This is a genomic window from Flavobacterium ardleyense (assembly GCF_033547075.1).
GTDB lineage: Bacteria > Bacteroidota > Bacteroidia > Flavobacteriales > Flavobacteriaceae > Flavobacterium > Flavobacterium ardleyense_A.
Genome location: NZ_CP137891.1, coordinates 793,189 through 815,540, shown reverse-complemented (window position 1 = coordinate 815,540; position 22,352 = coordinate 793,189). Strand labels below are relative to the sequence as shown.

Annotated in this window: 6 protein-coding genes; 3 read left to right on the top strand and 3 right to left on the bottom strand. The window is 38.7% G+C overall.

Annotation, left to right across the window (positions count from 1 at the left end; all coding sequences use genetic code 11):
- Positions 1–7 precede the first annotated feature (7 nt).
- From SBO79_RS03545 to SBO79_RS03535, 3 genes are all read left to right on the top strand, one after another.
- The gene (locus SBO79_RS03545; protein WP_318641838.1) at positions 8–622 is read left to right on the top strand and encodes a choice-of-anchor J domain-containing protein; all 615 of its coding nucleotides are present in this window, start codon (positions 8–10) and stop codon (positions 620–622) included.
- Between the two features lie 12 nt (positions 623–634).
- The gene (locus SBO79_RS03540) at positions 635–2,008 is read left to right on the top strand and encodes a DUF5689 domain-containing protein (RefSeq protein ID WP_318641837.1); all 1,374 of its coding nucleotides are present in this window, start codon (positions 635–637) and stop codon (positions 2,006–2,008) included.
- 1,166 nt (positions 2,009–3,174) lie between these two features.
- Positions 3,175–9,735: a RemA C-terminal-like gliding motility protein gene (locus tag SBO79_RS03535; RefSeq protein WP_318641836.1), complete on the top strand. Its 6,561-nt coding sequence runs from the start codon at positions 3,175–3,177 to the stop codon at positions 9,733–9,735.
- Positions 9,736–11,233: 1,498 nt separating this feature from the next.
- Here the strand turns inward: SBO79_RS03535 and SBO79_RS03530 are convergent.
- From SBO79_RS03530 to SBO79_RS03520, 3 genes are all read right to left on the bottom strand, one after another.
- A complete protein-coding gene (locus SBO79_RS03530) occupies positions 11,234–13,108 on the bottom strand; it encodes an OmpA family protein (protein WP_318641487.1) in 1,875 nt (624 codons plus the stop codon).
- A gap of 20 nt (positions 13,109–13,128) precedes the next feature.
- Positions 13,129–14,064 (bottom strand): PorP/SprF family type IX secretion system membrane protein, encoded by a 936-nt coding sequence (locus SBO79_RS03525; RefSeq protein ID WP_318641489.1) that lies wholly within the window; start codon positions 14,062–14,064, stop codon positions 13,129–13,131.
- Positions 14,065–14,152: 88 nt separating this feature from the next.
- Positions 14,153–22,054 (bottom strand): fibronectin type III domain-containing protein, encoded by a 7,902-nt coding sequence (locus tag SBO79_RS03520; protein ID WP_318641835.1) that lies wholly within the window; start codon positions 22,052–22,054, stop codon positions 14,153–14,155.
- Between the last annotated feature and the right edge of the window lie 298 nt (positions 22,055–22,352).

The following is a 22,352-nucleotide window of genomic DNA, read 5'->3' as shown; positions in this document are numbered from 1 at the left end:
CAGTAGAATGATGAAAATAAACACAATCAAATCAATACTTTTCTCAGCAATTGTTGCAACAGCATTTACAAGTTGCACCAATGATGACGACTTTGAAATTCACCAATACCGAGATGTAATCTTCTCGGAAGATTTTTCAGAAAATGCTGTCGATAATCAGTTGCTAATTACTCCAGGTTGGATAAATATTGCCGAGGTAGGAGCCCTAAGATGGAAAACTCAAATATATCAGGGGAATGCCTATGCGGAATTCACCTCTTATCAGTCGCAAGATGTAACAAATATTGGATGGCTAATTTCTCCAGAAATTGACATGGATCAGCACGAAAACGAGAAATTGTTATTTCGTGCAGCTCAAAGCTTTGTCTCTTCAGCAGCCAACTCCTTACAAGTATTAGTATCAAACGACTTTGACGGTACTAATGTTGCAAATGCAACTTGGGTGCCTTTAAACCCTACTTTGCCTACAACGACAAGTCCATACTTTGAATTTATCAAGTCGGGAGAGGTTGATCTTTCTTCATTTACTGGAAAAATTCGTTTAGGATTTAAAGTAAAAGGTGGTAAAGACAATGCAATCGATGGTACCTATCAAGTAGACAATATTCGAATTATTTACTAAAAAACACAACAGATGAAATCAATTTTCAAACCTATATTCATACTTATTTTTGCGGCGGCGGTTTCTACTTCCTGCGTGAAAGAGGATTTTGACAATCCCAACAAATCCATTCCTACTTACGAGCTTACTGCGACCAAAACTGTGGCAGAAATCCTTGCCTCTTCAACTGGGAACATCACTGCTTTTGACCCTGCGGCCAACGATATCATCGAAGCTTACGTAACGTCTAGTGATGAGAAAAGCAATTTTTATAATTCGATTTCTTTTCAAACAATTCCAAATGACGGCAGTCAGCCCATAGGCTTTAGTGTTCCTGTAAATTTAAAATCTTTTACAAAAGGATTCACTCCAGGGCGCAAAGTGTACATAAAACTAGGTGGACTTTACAGAGCTATTGTCGATGGATCTATGCAGATAGGTTCATTATATCAACCAACGCCAAATGATGCTCCAAAAGTGGGTAGAATTTCAGAAAATGAATGGCAGAATTACCTATTCCCATCAGCGGTACAAGTTGCCGAAGATAATTTAGTACGCACCGTTTCATTAGCGGAAGCTGCCACAAATGCAAACTTAAATACACTTGTAGAAATAGAGAATGTCGAGTTTGCAGACAGTTCAGTAGGTCGTACGTATTTTGATGTAGATTCTGGTGGTGGCGCTACCAACCATCTCATCACAGATATTACTGGCGGAACGGCGCGTTTTTTTAGAGTTAGCAGCTATGCTCCTTTTTCGACTCACCGAGTACCAAAAGAAAGCGGTCGCATTCGAGGTGTCATGACTAGATATGCAAATGATTTTCAGTTTCTAATTCGCGTAGAAAGCGATGTAAAACTTACTCTTCCAAGAGTAGATGTGTACCCAGCCGTTGTGGGTAATTCCATTCAGTTTCTAGGTTCGTTAAATGAGAATTTTGAAGGAATCAGCGTTAATACCACCGTTTTTCCAGCTTATATCAATGATCCTGTAGTAGGATCTAGATTATGGAAAGTAAAAAGTTTTGGCGGCAATCAATTTATTGAGATGTCCTCCTTTGGCGGAACACCAGAAGTTAACAAAACAATGTTTTACGTACCGGTAGATATGACTGCAGCAAGTACCTTCTCGTTCAAAACACTTGCATTATTTTACTCTGGCCAAACTTTAAAAGTATATTATACAACTAATTATACTGCAGGCTCAGACGTAAATAATGCTACCTTGGTTGATATTACATCCAATTTTGCAATTAGTGCCGATCAATCTGCATTTACACCTAGTGGAGTTTACCAAATTCCGGCAAATGTTACAGGCAACGGATTCTTTGTTTTTGAATATAATGGCTCAGGAATAGCACCAAAAGTCACAACCAATATGCAGATTGATGATATTGTAATCAACTAGAACTTTATAAAAAACGGGACATTAGATCCCGTTTTTTTTTGACAACATTTTCTTTGTCGAAAGTTTTAGCTTCCAAAATTTTATGGATAAATGAGTTTATTTATGAGGCTTCCTAAATGTTCTGAACAACAGTAAGTACATATTTCATAATTTTTCTTTTGGGTGTGCCCTATTTCCTGCTTTTAAGGAGCAGGAAATAGGTCGGCCTATCCACTATTTCCATGCAATTACTGTAGCTCTGTTCAGAATACTGCTTTTTATCTAATATCTTCTCAATATACTGCTTCGTATAATTACCTGCTTTTTGTGCCCATGTAATAAAGCATTCCGAATTCCTAACAGTAATTTGGGTGTAGTTTACAGGCATATAGCTCATCTATGTGCATAATTAATAGCCTTGCGTCTGCGTGGATATTGTACGATTCGGGCTTGATTGTGGTAGATTTCCACTATACGCTGGATAAGAACCAACTTCAATTTTTTTCCTATAATGGCGTTGATTACGCTATAATAACTTTTGTCAGCAGAATTGTAGGGATGATAAATCTTCTGTACCGTGGCGATTTTGTAATCGCTAAGCTCATATTTTTCCAGAGGCAATGCCTTATTTCGAATAATTCATAGTGAGTAGAGAATTATAAAATAGAAACTAAAAATAAAAGAATATGAGATTTCCGATGTTCCAAGGATTTCGAAGCATTTTTATTTGGGCGTTCCATTCGAACGCATTTATCAATCCCTAATTTTTCGGTGTAAAAACTGATACATCCCTCTCCTAACTTTAGAGGTAACTGCAGCGACTGCGAGCAGAAAAACCACTAACTACCGTTAAAGTTTACTTCGCTAGCCCTCTACTTCAAACCCCATACTTAATAACAAAACCCTGTTCATCTAATTGCTAATACTTGATAATCAAAAGTCGATTGCTTAAAAAGATTGAATATTAACTATGTAATATACTTTTTTTAATTAAAATAACATACTTTCGTATAGCTTTTTACTTAATTTGTTATATCCTCATGGCTAAAAATTACATTACTTTAAACTATTGTCAGTTCGCAGGCATTTGCGCTAAGATTGTGTTAATGCGCAACTGCTGTGAAAAATTACCGTATCAAGTCACCTCAAGGCTGAAGAGAATAAGCGTAGTAGTAACTCTTTTTCTAATGCTTTTTCTTAGTCAAGAAATAAATGCTCAAGCTAATACCTATATTTTCGCGCAAAGCAATGGAACATATACTCCTATCACAGGAGGAATAGTTGTCGTTACATCAGTTAATAATGTTCCTTCGATTGATACCTATGCTTCAAGTGTTTTAACAATTCCTTCCTTTACATTTGCGGGAACTGCGTATACTCAAATGTCCGTTACTTCAAATGGACAATTAGCTTTAGGAGGTTCGACACCTTCTCACAATACGTATGATGTGCTGTCTGCTACTACCGGAGGAAATGTTTTTTTAGCGCCTTTCAGCGCCGACTTAAACAGTAATACTACGAGCACTGGCGAAATTCGATATGAAATAATTGGCAATGATATTATTGTGCAATGGACCAATTTTCAGAGATATGGTATTACTGAAAATATAAATTTTCAAGTTAGAATGAATAGGTCAACAGGAGTAATTAAATTTGTATATGACGGAACGCCTCCTTATGGAAGTTCAACTTCGCATCAACCGCAAGTTGGGATAAAGAGTGCCGTTGGCAACTATAGTGCTCTAACCGTTGCGTCTGCAGGGAGTTGGAATTCACCAGTTAAAATCACGACGGGTATAGGGACTAATAGCATTTGTACTTTTACATTAAATACCGGACCCACTTCTGGATTAACTTATACTTGGTCACCTGATGTTCCAGCAGTACCAAATTGTGCAACCTCTTTTATTCCAGTAAATTCGGCTACTAATGTAGTAACTTCTCCAACTTTAACGTGGGCAAGTGGAGGTGGAGTTCCTACTAGTTATAATGTTTACTTTGGAACCAATGCGAATCCACCACTTATTGGAAATCAAACTGGCATTTCCTACAATCCTGGAACTTTGGCTGCTAACACAACTTACTATTGGCAAATCGTTCCTAAAAATAGTATTGGTTCGGCTGCTGGCTGTACAGTAAATTCTTTTAAAACCACTGCAGCTTCACTCTATTGTACAGCAGGTGCGACGAATACATCCTTTGAGAAGATACACAATGTAACAATTGGAGGAATTAATAATAATTCGACCTCTACTGCAGGTTATGAAGACTTTACTTCGGTGTCAACAACCTTATTTCAGGGGCAGCAATATGCGTTTTCTGCTTCAGGCAATACTTCTTATGCAGTAGATCAGGTCTTAGTGTGGATTGACTTTAATCAGAATGGAAGTTTTACTGATGGAGGCGAGCAGGTGTTTGTGAGCTCAACTCAATTTTCGCCGTGGGCGGGCAGTCTAACTATTCCCGCCTCTGCACTTTTAGGTGCAACTAGAATGAGAGTGCGGCTTCATGATACTTATAATAATCCAAATAGTACTCCTTGTGGTTTGTCTGGCTACGGACAAGTGGAAGATTATACTGTAATTATTAGTACACTAACGCCTTGTACAGGTACGCCAATAGCTGGATCAGTAACTGTAAATCCCACATTAGGTTCGCCTGGCTCTGTTTATTCTGTAGGTGCTTCAGGTTTTACCCCAGCTAGTGGATTGACTTTTCAGTGGCAATACAGCGACAATGGCGGCGGGACTTGGACAAATCAGGGTGCGGCAACGCCTTCCTATAGCAGTTTAACCGGGATGACAGCTCCGGCATTTGGTATTGTTAGGACTTGGCGTCTTTTAGTGACTTGTTCCGCTAGTGGGTTAACTGCTACTTCATCAACAGGAAAATTTACATCTAGTTATTGTGTGCCAAGTGGTACTACGGCATATTATATTACAAATTTTAAAACCACCGGAGGTGCTACTGATATAAATAATAGCAGTGGAAATAGTAATATCTATGGGAATTATGCTGCGATTAGTGCTAGTCAATATGCGGGATCATCCCTAAATTTATCTATCAGTACAAATAGTGGTCAGCATTATTTTTCTGGGTGGGTAGACTGGAATAACGATGGAGACTTTGCTGATGCAGGTGAAGCTATTTTTTCCACATCCACTTTTACAAATAGTTATTCTGGAGCATATACAATTGCTGCATCTCAACCGGCGGGTTCTTATAGAATGCGTATTGCAAATAGTTGGTCTGCTACTTCTATTACTTCCTGTTCCGGAAATGGATATAGTGAGTATGAGGATTATACTATAACAGTATTAGCTCTTACTCCTTGTACAGGTACGCCAACGGCAGGTGCGGTAACGGTCAATCCGGTCTCAGGTCAGCCTGGTTCTAGTTATGCAGTAACTGCCTCCGGTTTTACAGGTGCAAGCGGACTGACTTATCAGTGGCAATATAGCGACAATGGCGGCGGGACTTGGACAAATCAAGGTGGAAGTACTCCGTCTTACAGTAATCTAACAGGTATGATCGCTCCAGCATTTGGCATCGTTAGGACTTGGCGTTTGACGGTTACTTGTACATCATCTGGTGCATTTGCTAATTCATCAACAGGAACCTTTACAAGTTCCTATTGTTCAACTTTCTCAACGAGTAGCGAGTATTATATTAAAAATTTTGCAACAACGGGTGGTATTGGGAATATAACCAACTTAAATACGTCACAATCACCAAATGGATATGGAAATTACACTTCTCAATCCGTAAGTCAATATGCAGGCTCTTCGATAAACTTTACTACATCGTTTGGATTAAACTCAACTTATACCTTTGGTTTCTCTATTTGGATCGATTGGAATAATGATGGTGATTTCCTAGATAGTGGAGAGCAGGTCTACGTATCTAGTAGTTACAATACTAATTATTCATCGAGTTTTTCTATTCCAATGGCAGTAGTGCCTGGAAATTATCGAATGAGAGTATTGGCGGATTATTATTCAATTGCACCTATGAATCCTTGTGCGTTGTCTGCGACAGGACCTTATGGTGAGGTGGAAGATTATACTTTACAGGTTTTATCTTTAGGGCCTTGCACAACTCCAGCAGCACAACCAACTGCATTATCTTTAACCGTATCTGGCGCTGTAATAAATGGGAGTTTTATCGCCGCAACTCCTGCTCCCAATAGCTATTTAGTGGTCGTTGGTACAAATGCAACTCCTCCAACATTGGTAAACGGTACTACGTACCCTATAGGAAGTTCAATAGGTGCAGGGTATACAGTTGTTGATAACGATTCAAACACTAGCTTTTCGGCAAATTCGCTAAATTCTTTGACTACTTATTACTTTTTCGTTTATTCAATGAATAACTTTTGCACTGGAGGACCAAATTATCAAAATACATCTCCATTAACAGGTTCTGCTATCACGGGAAGTTGTGTGCCATCTGTAAGTAGTGGCTATCAAAATTCAATTTATACAACTAGAGTAGATTTTTCAGGTACTTTAAATGATACTTTCAAAACATCAACTTTTTCTAACAGTCCACTTGGGTATCAAGATTGGACAAGTTTACCGGATAGACCTATACAAGTTCCTGGAGAGTATATTAATGTCTCTGTGCAAAATAATACAGCCTCTAATATTGTAGCGTGGGTAGATTGGGACAAGGACGGAAATTTTGTAGAAACGGAAAAAGTTTATAGTACAAATGGCAACTCAAGAAGTGCAGCTTCATTCAATTTCTTAATTCCAATAGGGCAAACACTAGGAGATTATAAAATTAGAATACGCTCAAATACATCTACAGGCACTTTTCCATATACGTCATGTCAATTATTAACTAGTCAAGCAGGGGAAACAGAAGATTATCTATTTACAGTAGTTGCAAAATGCAACTCTCTAGTGATATCTGTCACCAATGGCTTGGGCTGTGATTCTAGTACTGTTACATTGGGCGCAACGGCTACAGCTGGCGTTACGCAGTTTAGATGGTATACTGCACAAACGGGAGGAACGTCAATTGGCACATCTACTGTTGGAGCGGGATTTTCGACCACTTTTACAACTCCTGTAATTTCTACTACAACCAACTATTATGTAGCCGCATGGAACGGTACGTGCGAAACCCAGATGCGAACATTAGTAACTGCTAAGATGAGTAAAGCACCTATAGTGACATTCACACCAGCTGCACCAAAAATTTGTGGTGATACCGAAATTGTGCAATTGTCAGCAGCAGGTAGTAAAGAATTTGTTTATTTGATAAATGAAGATTTTGAAAGTGGTGGTCTAGGTTTATTTACTAATGAGAATATCATTAATAATACTCCTACTATTAATAGTACTAGCTCATGGCAGAATAGAAGTAGCACCTTTATTTCAACACTCCCTTTGTGGCGTCCGTCGATTTCTTCGGGATCTGGAGCGAATAAATTTGTCACTGCCACTTCAGATGTTGGCTCAACTACTACAGTGCACAATGCTTTGCGGTCTCCAATTATTGATACTCGCTCTTTTGCAACTTTACACTTGAAGTTTGATATGTATTATTCAAGATATTATGCCAATGGAACCAATACCTCACAGGATTTTGTAGCTATTGAAGGGTCTAGAGATGGAGGCGTTACTTGGTTGACTGCAGAGCAGTTAAAAATCACAGATGATGAGGGGAAAGCTAGCAAATTTAACTCAAAAACGATTGAATTGTCATTTCTAACGGGTGAAGAAAACGCGAGATTTAGAATAATTTATTATGGAACATCGTGTGAAGGTGTTGCTATCGATAATATTGAGTTTTATGGTAAAAAAACAATATCCGAATTTAATTTTGATACTACAGCAGCTAATGCCTTTATGGATGCTGCGGCGACAATTCCATATATGGGAACTCCAACGACTTCCATCTATATTAAACCAAGCTTGTCACAATTAGAAAATGCACTACTTAACATAGCTGTTTATACGGGTTCAGATGCATGCGCCACAGGTATCAATATTGTAAATAATACAAAATCATTCTCTGCTGGAACTTCACCAAATGATTGGAACGCTGCTACAAATTGGAAGCCTGCAGGGGTGCCTACTGCTACAAATTGTATAATCATATTGGATGATGATGTACGAGTGACAGGCACAAATTATTCTGCCTCTGGATTAAATTTAGCGATCAAAAACAATGCTTTACTAACTGTAAATGCCGGTAACACTATTATTATTACAGATAAAGTAATTATCGAATCAACTGGCGAATTGCGATTAAAAGATGGAGCGAGTTTACTTCAGATAAATGATATCCAAAATACGGGCACTGGCCAAATGAAAGTGGAGCGCATTGCCAATATCAGAAAAACAGATTACGTATACTGGTCCTCTCCAGTTACTACCGCATCAGCATTTTCCAGCGCTAGCATTTCTCCGGAAACTTATAGTAATATGATTTACAAATGGTTGCCAACAATACCAACAAATCTAAACGGTTTTGGCAATTGGACAGCAGGAATAGAGAGTATGATTTCAGGGAAAGGATATATCGTCCGAGGTCCGAATTCATTTTCAGAAACTCCGGCACCGTTTACGACTACATTTGCAGGTACACCTTCTAATGGTACAATTTCAATTCCTATTCAGAGGGGCGATTGGAATGGGGGCGTTTATTCCACAGGTGTTTCTCCGACACCTGGAACTAATAATGATGACAACTGGAATCTTGTTGGTAATCCATATCCATCTGCAATTGATGCAAAGGCTTTTTTGTTAGCAAATACTAATATTGATGGATTTATAAATATATGGACCCATGGAACAATGCCAAATTCTACAATTCCTAATCCCTTCTATGGTACATTCTCTTATAATTATAATCTATCTGATTATATTACCTATAATAGTAGTGGCACACAAAATGGTCCTACCGCTTTTAATGGTTATATACCCTCCGGACAAGGATTCTTTGTGGCAATGTTGCACGGTAGCACAAATCCAGGGAATATAACTTTTACTAATGCCTTGAGAGGCAGCACTTATAATAATAGTGTTTTTTATAAAAGTGCGGCAGACCAAAATAGTGCAGGAGAGGGACGAATTTGGTTAGATATAGTAGCTGACGACGGTCGCAATGTCCGAACCTTAGTAGCTTATGTTGAAGGTGCAACAAATGGTAGAGATCGGCTATTTGACGCAATTACTGACGATAAAGAAGATCTGAATTTGTTTTCCAACATTGAGGATGATATGATGAAAATTCAAGGAAAAGTAGCGCCTTTTGTCCAACATGATAAGATTCCATTAGGTATTAAAGTACCTCGCGTCGGACTCTATTCTATTGCTATTGCTGCAGTTGATGGATTATTTACCGATGCTTCTCAAAACATCTATTTAGAAGATATGTACCATAATGTGATTCATAATTTAAGAGAAAATCCATATAAATTCAATTCTCAAGGAGGTAAGTTTACTGACCGTTTTGTATTAAGATATACCAATGGTACTCTTGGGAATGAGAATCACTCAATTGACCCAGATTCTGTTCTAATTGCGTGCTCTGAACAAATAGAGGTAAAATCGGTTTTTTCAGAGATTGATAAAATTCGAATATTTGATGTTTTAGGGAAAGAGTTGGCAAATTTCTCTAATGTGAATGATTTTTATTTGGCAATAAGTAGAGTTAAAAAAGAGAATAAAGCACTAATTGTACGGGTAAGTTTAATTAATGGCTTTGTAGTTAATAAGATGATAATTTATTAAGAGTTAAGAACTGGGGATGAGGTTAGAGTCTGGAGAGTAGTTAAATTTACAATAATTCTTACTATTCCAAACTGTAACGGCTATCACAGGTTTGGATTATGGGCATTTTTTCACTTAGTGTCATATCATCAAAAGCTTTGCGACCACGTGGAAGTAGTACAATTCTGGCTTGGGGTGTGGTAGTTTTTCACAACGCTTTGTTTAAAGAACGTACTTTAATTTCTTTCCTATATAGGCGTTGGGTATGTTTTTATAGTTGTAATCAGCAGAATAAGAAGGATGGAATATTTTTTCACAGTGTCGATTTTGTAGTCTCTAAGTCCCTGTTTTTCCAGAGGCAATAGTATTATTGCATCATTTTCTATTTCTATAAACTGAACTTTACGACTACAATGTTTCTTTTGCAAAGGAGTTTAGTTGTAAATAAAAAGAAGTTCCTTAATAACTACATTCAGTTCAACAATACTATAAAATTGTCTATCTCTTAAGGCCGCATGAATGCGGGTGTAGGTGAGGTCACGGCACCTTCAGCCAGAGATTTATCGTTGGATAAAGCTCTTGCAGTCATAATTGATGTGTCGTAATGCGAAGCAAAGCAGTCAAATTTTTCGTTTACAAGGGAGTTCTATATAATCATTTTGGTTATTGTTGAATTTTTAAATTCTCGGGAATAATGCAATCTAGACCCCTTCTAGGTAGTACAAACAGTTTTAAACTCTGCTAATAAAATCCAAAATCTGCAATAAAAGAGAGATTTCTAGGTAAGTGTATTGACTCGCGCTAAGGGTGGCAACAAAAACTTCCACTGCCCTTATTTCGCAGGTTTCCTTGTCGATGATGTGGGAGTTTTCTATCTGCGTATCGATGAAGAGTTTTTCTCCCGCATTGTGGGTAGTGGACATGTAAGCATCTTATTTTAGATTCCATTTGTTATAATGTGCACAAAATTGAGTGTACATAACTCCTTGAGGAAGGTTCGTTTTGTATTCAGACCAGAGAATAGTAAGAGTAACACCAACACACTTTAATTCCTATTCGAAATATGGAAAAATGGAATTTTAATCTTAGCGAATATACTCCCTGTCAAAAGTATTTAATTCTTTGGGGACTTCAAGGCGTTCTGATAATACTTCTCCTTTGAGTACACGACGTTCTTTGAAACAAATTCCGGAAGTCTCAATCGAGCGAAAATAATTGGTGATGGTTGTCCTTGATTTTCCAAGGCTCTAGTTTGAAAGGCCATTGTTCTTTCTACTGATGAATTCTCGTATTATAATGGATCTTTTTGATGAAGGGTGAAAAATATCGTGAAAACTTTTCACTCAGAACTAGAATTAGGGTTTTCAGTCTCGTCTATAATTACCTACTCAGTTTAAACCGGAATAGGCTGTACAGTTTGAACCAGAATACCCATAAACTACCTAAAACAAGAAAGCCGAACACTTCTCAGTATTCGGCTTTCCTTTTTTGAATCAATAATAATTAAATCCTTTTTTGCTTATTTCTTTACGATAATAAACTCAGAACGTCTGTTCTCTGCGTGCTCGGCTTCTGTACAACCTTCTCCACAATTAACTTTAGGCTCTGATTCTCCATATCCTTTTCCAGAGATTCTATCTTTCTTAATTCCTTTTGATAGGATGTATTGAACGCTAGATTTTGCTCTTCTATCAGATAATCTCATATTGTAAACATCACTACCTCTATTATCAGTATGTGCTTTTACCATAATCACCATCGTAGGATTGGCTTTCATTGCCTCAACTAATTTGTCTAGCTCGTAAGCACCTTCTCTTGTGATATTGCTCTTGTCAAATTCGAAGAATACATCGTTAAGTACTACTTGTGTTTCTTTGATGATTTCTGCAATTGGATTAAGCATCGCTGCTACTTTGGTAGTCGTTCCAGTTTTTACTGCCGCTACGGCAAATGTGTTGCTCTCATATCCTGTAGCTGATGCTTGGATAGTAAAGGTTTTATTACACTCTACATTGTAGCCAACTTCTCCTTTTGAGTTGCTCATCTCTGTTGCAATCACATTGTTCTTGTCGTCCAAGATCGATACTTTCGCATTTGAAAGAATTTTTCCTGTTTTAGAATCAGTAACTACCGTCAACACTTCTAAACCACACAATGGATTAGCACCATAAATATTGTCCATTCCCGATCTATTACTAGCAAAGAATCCAATATTTTTCTCTTGGTCATAGCTAAAGCTAAAGTCATCTTTCTCAGAGTTTACTGGTTTTCCAAGGTTTACTGCTTCTGATGAATCGTTTAGTTTTACTTTAAAAACATCATAACCTCCAAAACCTGGTTTTCCTGCCGAAGCAAAGTACAAGGTCTGATTGTCTTGTGCTATAAACGGGAAACTTTCATTTCCTTCAGTGTTCACTCTTTTGCCTAAGTTTTCTGGCGTTCCGTAGCTACCATCTGCATTTACTGCTACTTTCCAGATATCTACTCCACCTAAACTCCCCGGCATATCCGATGAGAAGTAAAGTGTTTTTCCGTCATGGCTCAAACTTGGATTGCTGGTTGAATACTCTTTGCTGTTAAAAGGAAGTGATTGTACATTCCCCCATTTATCTCCATTTTTTGTGGCTTTAAACAAGTTATTCTTTCCAAGCTTTAATTTGTTTTTGCGGTCTCTTTCAAAAGAGCTTTCGCGAAAGCTATCACTTGTAAAGTACATCGTATTTCCATCGGCACTTAGCGTCACAGGGCCGTCGTGGTACTGTGAATTTAGCTCTGTAAGGGCTGTCGCTTCGTTAATGCTTCCATCTGTATTATAGGTTGCAGTATAGATGTCCAAAAATGGCTCATCATTCCAACCATAGGTTTTTCTAGAAGTATTTCTAGCAGATGTAAAATACAATGTATTGTTGTTCAATACGGGTCCGAAATCCGACTTCTCACTGCTTACAGAAAGACTTGTGATGTCGTACATTTTCTCCTTGCCCATTAGCTTGGGAATGTAATTTGGATTTTCCATAAAGGTTTTGGCACGCTGATCGTTTGGGCTTGCGGCTGCAAACTTGCGCATCTGCTTGTTTGACTCTTCGTACTGTCCGTTTCCTTTTAGCATTTGTGCATAACGGTAGTAGGTCTCGGCATCTTGATCGGTCTCTACTGCTTTGGCATACCATTTGGCTGCCTCGGCGGTATTGAACATATTGAAGTAGGTATCGGCAAGTTGTTTGTAGACGTATCCGTCTGCTTTGCCTTGATCTACTAGCTTGGTGTATTGCTCGGCTGCGGACACAAACTCATACCTTTCGTAGAGCTTGTCGGCCTTGGCGGTGTCTGTATTTTGAGCCTGAAGTCCCGCGGTGCTAATCACAAAACTCAATGCTATATATAGTTTTTTCATGTTTTTGCTGGTTTATGTGTTTAGAAATACCTTGGAGATTGTGATACTTTCTTAGAGAAATTAATATCAAACAATAAGATTACCTCGTGCGAGGACGGTGTGGTAATATTTAGATCTGATACAATGTGATCGTAGGCGTATCCGATACGAAGCGATGGACTGATGGCATAGTTTACCATGGCGCCAAAAGAATCGTCGATGCGGTAAGTGGCTCCGATTTCAAATTTCTCATTGAATAAAAAGTTGGTCGATACATCCACCGATAGTGGCGCATCAAAGGCTGACTTAAGCATCGCAAAGGGCTTAAACTTCACACTTGGGCTCAGATCAAATACGTACCCTCCCGTTAGGAAGTAGTGCAAACTTTCTGTTCCAAATTGCTTTTTACCATTCACATTATTAATGTCAAGGTGTTTTGATTTTAGCATATTTGGTACAGAGAAAGCAACATAATACTTCTGTGTGTAGTAGAAAACTCCTGTTCCTACGTTTGGATACACATTGGATGTGTTCTCAGAAAAAGCAGGGTCGCCTAAATCGGGCACATTGCTTTGTCCAATTTCTGTAAACAAGCCTACTTTATGAAAAGTAGCTCCTGCTTTTAATCCTAATGCTAAGCGGTGTTCACCTCCTAGATTTAGGGTGTATGAGAAATCGGCATAGGCATTTTGCTCGGTTACGGGTCCTATCTCATCAGAGATAAGTGAAAGTCCTAGTCCTACATTGCGTCCTACTGGCATGCTTCCAGATAGAGAGAAGGTAGTAGGAGCATCTTCGATATCAACCCATTGCTTTCTGTATAAAAGTCCAAAAGACAAGGCTTCTTTACTTCCTGCATAAGCTGGATTGATGACATTCATATTATACATATACTGTGTATAATGGGGATCTTGTTGCGCATAGCTATCTGTAAAGGCTAAAAACGCTAAGAAGGCCGTGAAATATAGTTTCTTCATCGTAGTTATATTTTTGTGGAATAAAACTTAATCAAAATCCTCCCCTTTGAGAGGATTTTGATAAGCTCTATTAACTCCATTTAGTTGGTTAGCGGTTTATGTATATCCATCCTGTTCTGTTCTCTCCGCTTGTGCGTTTGATCACATAGTAGTAAACGCCGTCTGGAAGTTCATCGCCTTTATTAGATTGACCAACCCATTGGTTGCTGTAATTGTTCTGATTGTAAACCTTGGTTCCGTAACGATTGAAAATTTCCAACTCGCTTACGCCTTGGCCTTCTAAATCAAAGTAATCATTAAGACCATCACCATTTGGTGAGATACCTCTCTGAATCATACATGATGTATTATCAGCAACAAAGTCTTGTGCTGTACTACATCCACCAACTGTTACGGTAAGTGTGTAGGTGGCTGCGCCTTCTACGGTAACTGTTGCATCGCTTGCGCTTCCAACAATAGTACCTGCACCAGATTTAACTGTCCAACTGTATACAGCTCCGGTAAGGTCGCTATCTACTGCTGTAGAAGTCAAAATGTACTGGTTGCCTACACAATTTCCTTGAACGACAAACATTGGGCTTGTAGTTACAGTAACTGTAAAACTTACCTCTGAATTACACGCTGGTGTAGCTCCAGGTTCAAACACATAAATAGTTTGTGTCTGCGCAATCGTAGCGCCCGCTGCAAGCATACTGCCTCCACCATTTGTCTGGGTGTAATAGTTTCCTTGTGCAAGTGCTGGCAATGTATAAACATCTGGACTACAGATTGAAACATTGTCTATCGGTGCCAAAACAACTGCATCTACAATTGTTACAGTAAAACTAGCTGATGCTGTACAATCTGGAGTGGTTCCAGTAGTTGCAAAAACATAAACTGTTTGATCTGTAGTGATCGCTGTTCCTGCTGGAATTTGATTTCCTAATCCATTTGCTTGATCAAAGTAGTTTCCTACTGCTAAAACTGGCAATGTATAAGGTCCACATGAAACCACATCTGCAATTGGAGCAATAACTGGTGTTGCATTGATCGTTACCATAAATGAAATTTCGGCGTTACAGTCTGCTGTTGCACCTGTAGCGTATACGAAAATCGTTTGGGTCGATGTAATTAGATCTCCCGCAACTAACATTGTACCTCCACCTTGTGTAGCTGTATAGTAGTTTCCTACTGCCAATGCTGGCAATTCGTAAGAATCACAAGCAATAACGTCAGCAATTGGAGCTAAAGTGATAGCGTTTACAATTTCAACTGTAAAACTAATTTCTGAAGTACAACTTGGCGTTGTTCCAGTTGTTGCAGAAACATAAATAGTTTGATCTGTTGAGATAATAGATCCTGCTGGAAGTAATATTCCGCCTTGTGCGGTTGCTGTATAGTAGTTTCCTACTGCAATCGCTGGTAATGTATAAGGCCCACAAGAAACGACATCTTCAATAGGTGCAATAACTGGTAATGGTGTTACAGTAACTTCAAATGAAACTTCTGAACTACATGTCCCCGCCCCTGCAAAAACGTATATCGTTTGAGTAGTGGTGATCAAATCACCAGCAGACAATGGACCTACACCTTGAGTAGCTGTAAAATAATTTCCTGCTGTTAAAACTGGAAGTTCATAAGAATCACCTTCACATATTACTTGATTTGACACTGCATCCAACACAGGAGCTGTATTTAAAGTAATCGGGAAAGTAAACGATCCACCATCATTACAATCAGAAGGAAGTAATACATAAGTTACATCAAATGTTCCTTGAGGATTTGTAGATAAATCAATTTCTCCAGTAGCTGCGTTAATAGTCAATCCTGCTGCATTAAATGTTCCACCAGCAGAAAAGTTAAGTGCCTTAATTGGCAACGGATTCGGCGTTGACGCATTGTAACAAATTGGAGATGTATAAGTAAAGTCAACAATTGCTACAGTATTACTACCTTCAATCAATTGGAAAGATTTCACAATAAAGCAATTTGCTGCACTGTTTACACCTACATATATAGTTTGACCATTTACACCTTCAAAAGTTGCAGGATTAAGAATTGGATTCTGTTGCAAATCTGCATCTTCTTGAGATAAGTAATACGTTATTGTAAATTCACCTGGGTTGACTGCACCTGCAAGTATAGTCGCTGTATTTTGAGTTAAGTCAAAAACAAGTGGTCCAGTAGCGCTGCATGAAGTCAGGTCAATTGGATCTGCAGTAGGAATCTCAGTAGTTGTTACAATAGTTACTTGACTTGTAGTTACAATATCTACACCGTCACAACCTTGGTATGTAGCTTTCGCTGTCATAAGAGTGGTATCAGTAACACAAACTTCGATATTCAAATCGTTACTATAAAAAACACCATCTTTCAACCATTCAAACTCAACATTAGAGTCACCATTTGGTTCAAATCTCCAAGCTTCGTTTGTAGCATTCCAGTTACCAGTGTTTCTTCCTGATGGAACATAAGCGATAGTACCGGCTCCATTCTGAATACCAATAACTCCCTTACCTTGCTGCCAGTCATTACAAGCAGTTCTTTTCTTTACATAAATCTCAATTACATTTGAAATTTCATACAGTACAATTTGAGTTGTAGTTCTATATTCTGGATCTACACATCCTGATCCGAATGCTGGAACTTCATTAAAGTTTACAACAAGTGCACGACAAGGATACGTTCCTAAAACTTGATAGTTTATGGAAGTATTGGCGCCAGGATTATTTGTAGTATACATATCTTGAAATACTCCATAAATCGCATTCTTAATACTAAATGTTGTACTAGGAATAGGTCCATTCAGAGTCCAAGGACAAAAATCTCCATAATCAGTTGTAAATGGCTGACCAAAGCTAATTACTCCATTATCTCCAACTTTTACGAAGTCGTAAGACTCACCAAAGAAGCAGAAATTAAAAGGTAGCGTAAAACTTGGTGTATAATCGTCATCAGAGGTAATCGGCATTTCGATACCACCGGTGAAAGGGAATGGAGGTTCGTAGGATATTGCAGAAACTTCATAAGAGGTTGTTGATCCAATTCCAAAGTAATTAGCTTCTAAGTTAACACATTGGCTATCATTTTCAGCACACAGTATAATTTCAGAATCTATAATATCAAAACCAACTCCTGAAAGTTGCACCTCAGCGCATCCTGGTGGAGTATAAATTGAGAACGATTGTGGTCCAGCCCATAAACTACTTTCAGTTGCATTACAATTTGCAATAACAAAGAATTCGTAAAACACACCCTCAGTGGCTGTGAATGGTAATGTTGGAGTACCGTTTACAATAGTTCCAGTTCCCGCTACAGGCGCACCTGTACCAGCAACTTGTACAATTACTTCCCATGAAGTTTCAGTACCAACTGGAGTCCAACCAAGCGTAATCGCAGTACTACCTGATACACCAGCTGCCGTTAAATTGATCGGCGCAGGACAAGTTAATACATTAACTTTAACATTATCGATAGCTGCTGGCGGTTGAGCACCCCCACTACCATCATTTCTCCACTCAAATACAAGTCGCATACTTTGACCTGCATAAGGAGCAGCATCTACAAATTGCTGCACGTGCAGCCACTGCCCACTGTTATTATATTGACCTAGTTGCTTACGATTTGCAGTAGCAGTTATTTGCGTTCCAACTGTCGGAACGAAAGTTGTAGGTACTACCCACACACGTAAGAAATCCCAAGTTCCTTCTCCAACTGCTCTCCAATCAAATTCAACATTTACGTCTCCAATAACTGCTGGCATTTGAATATCTCTATAAGCATGAGCTACAGTTGTTGCACCTGACGTATTGTATGCATTTGAAATACCATTGTCATTTGTAATATATAGAGAGTTAGCCCCACCATTACTTGCGGCGGTTCCAATAATCCACTTATTTGTTTGAGTACCACTATTAAATGACCAAGCGGTAGTTCCTTCAAATCCTTCTATAAAAGGCATCACAGCTGGAATTTGTCCAGTTGTAACTGCAATTGGTCCAATCCAAGTACTCGTTCCGTCAGCACCACAATTTGAACGTACCCAAACAAAATATGTAGTTGAAGGGGTAAGATCCTGTAATTGCAAGTTTGCAGGTTGAACGTTACCTGTCGGAATTGCCGCTGCCGTCGGAGCTGTAACTGTATTACTAACATAATAGTCGTAAGACCCTGGGGCACCTCCAGGAGGCGCTGTCCAAGATATATCTGCTGTAGTTTGTCCAACTGAATTAAGAACTAAAGCGGAAGGAGATGAACATGTAATAACATTTACTACTACATTATCAATAGCACCTGGAGGTTGTGTACCACCACTACTATCATTTCTCCATTCAAAAATTAATCTCATAGTTCCACCTGCGAAACCAGCTCCATTTAAAACGTAGTTTGCAGTAGACCAAGAAGAGTTTTGGTTGATATTTCCACCAAGTTGAATTCTTCCGGCTCCAGCTATAACTTGAGTTCCTGGTACAGGTACATAAGTTGTAGGCACTGCCCACACGCGAATGTAATCCCATGATGATTCACCTTGCGCTCTCCAGTCAAACTGTACGTTAAGCTCACCTGTTCCTACTGGAACAATTAGATCTCTATAAAAATGTGTAACAGAATTAGAGCCTGTTAGGTATGAATTTGTAACACCATTATCGCTACTAACATACATACTTTTTGTTCCGGTATTGCTTACTGCAGTACCTAAGAACCATTTGTTTGCTTGATTACCATTATAAATTGACCATTGATTAACTCCCTCAAAGCCATCATTAAAAGGTAATACACCTGCTACTTGAGATGTTGTAATAAGCACTGGACCAGCCCAAGTACTTGTTCCGCCTGGTCCACAATTAGAACGAACCCATACAAAATAATTTGTAGATGATGTAAGTCCTGTTAGTGGTGTAGTTGTTGGAACCACGTTTCCTGTTGGAGTTTGTGTTGCTGTTGGAGCAGTATTTGTTGTGCTCACATAATAATCATATGAGGCTGCTCCTGAGGCAGGTGCCGTCCATGAGATAGTTGCTGTTGACTCACCCACATTTGTTGCTACCAAAGCAGATGGAGCATAACATGTAATTGCATTTACCACTACATTATCAATTGCTCCTGGAGGTTGCGCACCACCACTACCATCATTTCTCCACTCGAAGATTAATCGCATTGTTTGACCTGCAAATGTCGTAGTCGCATTTAAAACATAGGTTGCAGTAGACCAAGTAGAATTTTGGTTAATGTTTCCCCCTAATTGAACACGTCCAGCTGCAGCAGTAACTTGAGTTCCGGCTGTTGGAACATAAGAAATAGGAACTGCCCACACTCTGATATAATCAGATGAACCTTCACCTTGTGCTCTCCAATCAAATTGAACATTTAGATCTGTAGTTCCAGCAGGAACAATAAGATCTCTATAAAAATGTGTTACAGATGTTGGATTCAGTGAATAAGTGTTTGTTAATCCATTATCATTAGATACATACATACTGTGGGTTCCAGAATTACTAACTGCAGTACCTGAGAACCATTTGTTTGTTTGAGTACCATTATTAATAGACCAAGTATTTACACCTTCAAAACCATCAACATATGGTAAAGTTCCAGCTATTTGTGCTGTTGTAATATATACTGGTCCAGTCCATGTACTTGTACCATTAGGTCCACAATTTGAGCGAACCCATACAAAGTACTGGCTTGAAGGCAACAAGCCATCAAGTTGTGCGGTTGTACCCGTAACGGTTGCTGTAGGCGTAGCTGTTGCAGCAGGAGTTGTATTTGTAGTACTTACGAAGTAATCATAAGAAGTAGTACCTGCAATACCTGTCCAAGAAATTGTAGCATTTGTTTGTCCAATTACTGGAGCAACCAAAGCTGTAGGAGCTGAACATATAATTGCGTTTACTGTAACATTATCAATAGCACCTGGAGGTTGTGTACCACCACTACCATCATTTCTCCATTCAAAAACCAAACGCATTGCTTGACCTGCAAAACTAGTTGCGTTTACAACGTAATTTGATGTTGTGAAGGCTGGATTCTGATTAATGTTTGCACCTAATTGAAATCTACCAGGACCTGCCGTGATTTGCGTGCCAGGAACTGGAGTAAAGTTAGTAGGAACGGCCCACACTCGGATGTAATCATAGTTACTTTCTCCCGCTGCTCTCCAATCAAACTGAACATTCAGGTCGTTGGTGTTTGCAGGAATAAGTAAGTCACGATAAAAATGTGTTACTGAAGTAGTGTTGTTTGTATATGTATTAGTCAAACCATTGTCATTTGACACATACATACTATTGGTTCCCGTATTGCTTACCGCCGAACCATAGAACCATTTATTATTTTGCGTACCATTTAGTAAAGTCCACGTATTTGGACCTTCAAATCCATCAGTAAAAGGAAGTACTGCTGGTATTGCTAAATTAAAAGCATATGGACCAGACCAAATACTAAAAGTACCATCGCCACAATTAGCACGTACCCAATATTGGTAAGATGTTCCTAATTGTAGTGGAGTAGTAGTACCAGTTAAAGTTGAAACTTCAAAATTTGTATTAGTATTAGCAGTTAAACCTGCGCCTGCTGGAATTGCAGAACCTGCAGTTTGAACGAATACTTCCCAAGAAGTTGCCGCTCCAGGATTTCCCCAAGTAAGATGAGCACTTGTTGGAGTAGCGCCCACTGCAAATAATGAAGTTGGCGAAGCACAATTCAGTGCTTGTATCGTTAGTGTATATGGGAAAGTTTGCGGAGTAGCATTAGAAGAAAGAACTATTATATAAGTAGTTCCAGCTGTAACTTGCAAACTCGGAATTATTCTAGGTGTATTTTGTGGATTTGCAACACCTGCAACGCAGTTGATACCAACATTTGCACATCCTTCATAAACGAATATTCCGGAGTATGTAGCACCAGGAGACATTTCAATTTGAATTGCTCCAGTCGTAGTTGGTGTAAATGAGTAGAAAACATCATTTCCAGTCATATAGTTACCAGCGACAGTAGTACAGTTTGCAGCTTGCGGATCATCTGTAGTATCCCCATAAGCAACAGTATTATCTGTTGTAGTATAAGGAAGAGTTGATGGTATTACAATTGGTGATGTACAAGTAAGTCCCGGTGATGAAGTTGAGAAACTAAAAGGTCCAACCCAAACACTCGCAACGTTACCAGCACAAATTGCTCTTACGTAAAATTTATATAAAGTACTTGGAGTTAAAGGTGCAATTGGATTTGTTGTTGCAGTTGCAGGATATGTTGTTCCTGTAACAGGCATTCCTGTTGACCCCAATGTTCCAGTTGCTGGAAGCACTTGGATTTCAAAATTTGTAGCATTTCCTGGATTTGCCCAAGTTAAATTAGCTGAAGTCTGTGTGATAGTATTGGCTCCTAAAGTTGTTGGATCCAAACATTTTTCAACAATTCGAACATCGTCTAGGAGCCATCTGTCGCCTCCAAGTCCAGGAGCATTTTGTGTGTACTCCATTACGAAAGCGATGTGTATATTCTGACCAGCGAAAGCGGTAAGATTTACACTTTTTTCTTCGTAAATATTGTAATCTGTAACAAGTTGGTCTTCATTCCACTGCTGAATAAGAGTGTATGCAGCAGGGTTTGTCTGAGATCCAGCCGTATTAGAAACCATTATTTTATAAATAGTTCCCTGGTTTCCATTTTGCAATGTACGAGCCCAGAATTTCAACTCACCATTAGCAGGAACTGTGATCATCGGAGTAGCTAAAAAGTCTTGCGACATATTTCCTATTCCGATATTGTCGTTGACCATATAGGCCGCCCGAAGTCCACTATGAACTAGTGGAGGTGTGGTTACGCCACTATTGACGCCCCAACTTTTGGTGGTCCCGACTCCATTGTCGAAAACACCCCAAGTACCAGATCCCAAAACCCACTGCTTGGCAGCAATATTTGGGACGGTAGTGCCTTCAAATCCCTCGGTGAATTGCGAGAATCCCGCAAAGGAAAGGAAAAGCATTAAAATTAATAAAGTAATTTTTTTCATAAAATGAAAATTTAGTTGATAATAAATAGCTAGTTTAACAAAACTATAAGGAACCAAATTTAACTATATATTTGGAATAATTATAGTTTAATTGCATTTTAACTATTTCAAGTACCCCGAACAACTACATATTTTAAGAATTTACACAAAAATTAGGGTATAATTTTAATTTAGTAGCGAACCACTTATACATAGGATTTTCTAATTATAAATTATCCAAGCTGTTTTCTTTCAAAAGACAAAAATGAATTAGAAGTATTTAGCTTGCGCCAGGGGTAGGAACGGCATCCTTTGCTAC

Bases quoted from the DNA above. Each gene is read 5' to 3' on its own strand.
- SBO79_RS03520 (WP_318641835.1), bottom strand. From the start codon at position 22,054: ATGAAAAAAATTACTTTATTAATTTTAATGCTTTTCCTTTCCTTTGCG.
- SBO79_RS03545 (WP_318641838.1), top strand. From the start codon at position 8: ATGATGAAAATAAACACAATCAAATCAATACTTTTCTCAGCAATTGTT.
- SBO79_RS03530 (WP_318641487.1), bottom strand. From the start codon at position 13,108: ATGAAAAAACTATATATAGCATTGAGTTTTGTGATTAGCACCGCGGGA.
- SBO79_RS03540 (WP_318641837.1), top strand. From the start codon at position 635: ATGAAATCAATTTTCAAACCTATATTCATACTTATTTTTGCGGCGGCG.
- SBO79_RS03535 (WP_318641836.1), top strand. From the start codon at position 3,175: ATGCTTTTTCTTAGTCAAGAAATAAATGCTCAAGCTAATACCTATATT.
- SBO79_RS03525 (WP_318641489.1), bottom strand. From the start codon at position 14,064: ATGAAGAAACTATATTTCACGGCCTTCTTAGCGTTTTTAGCCTTTACA.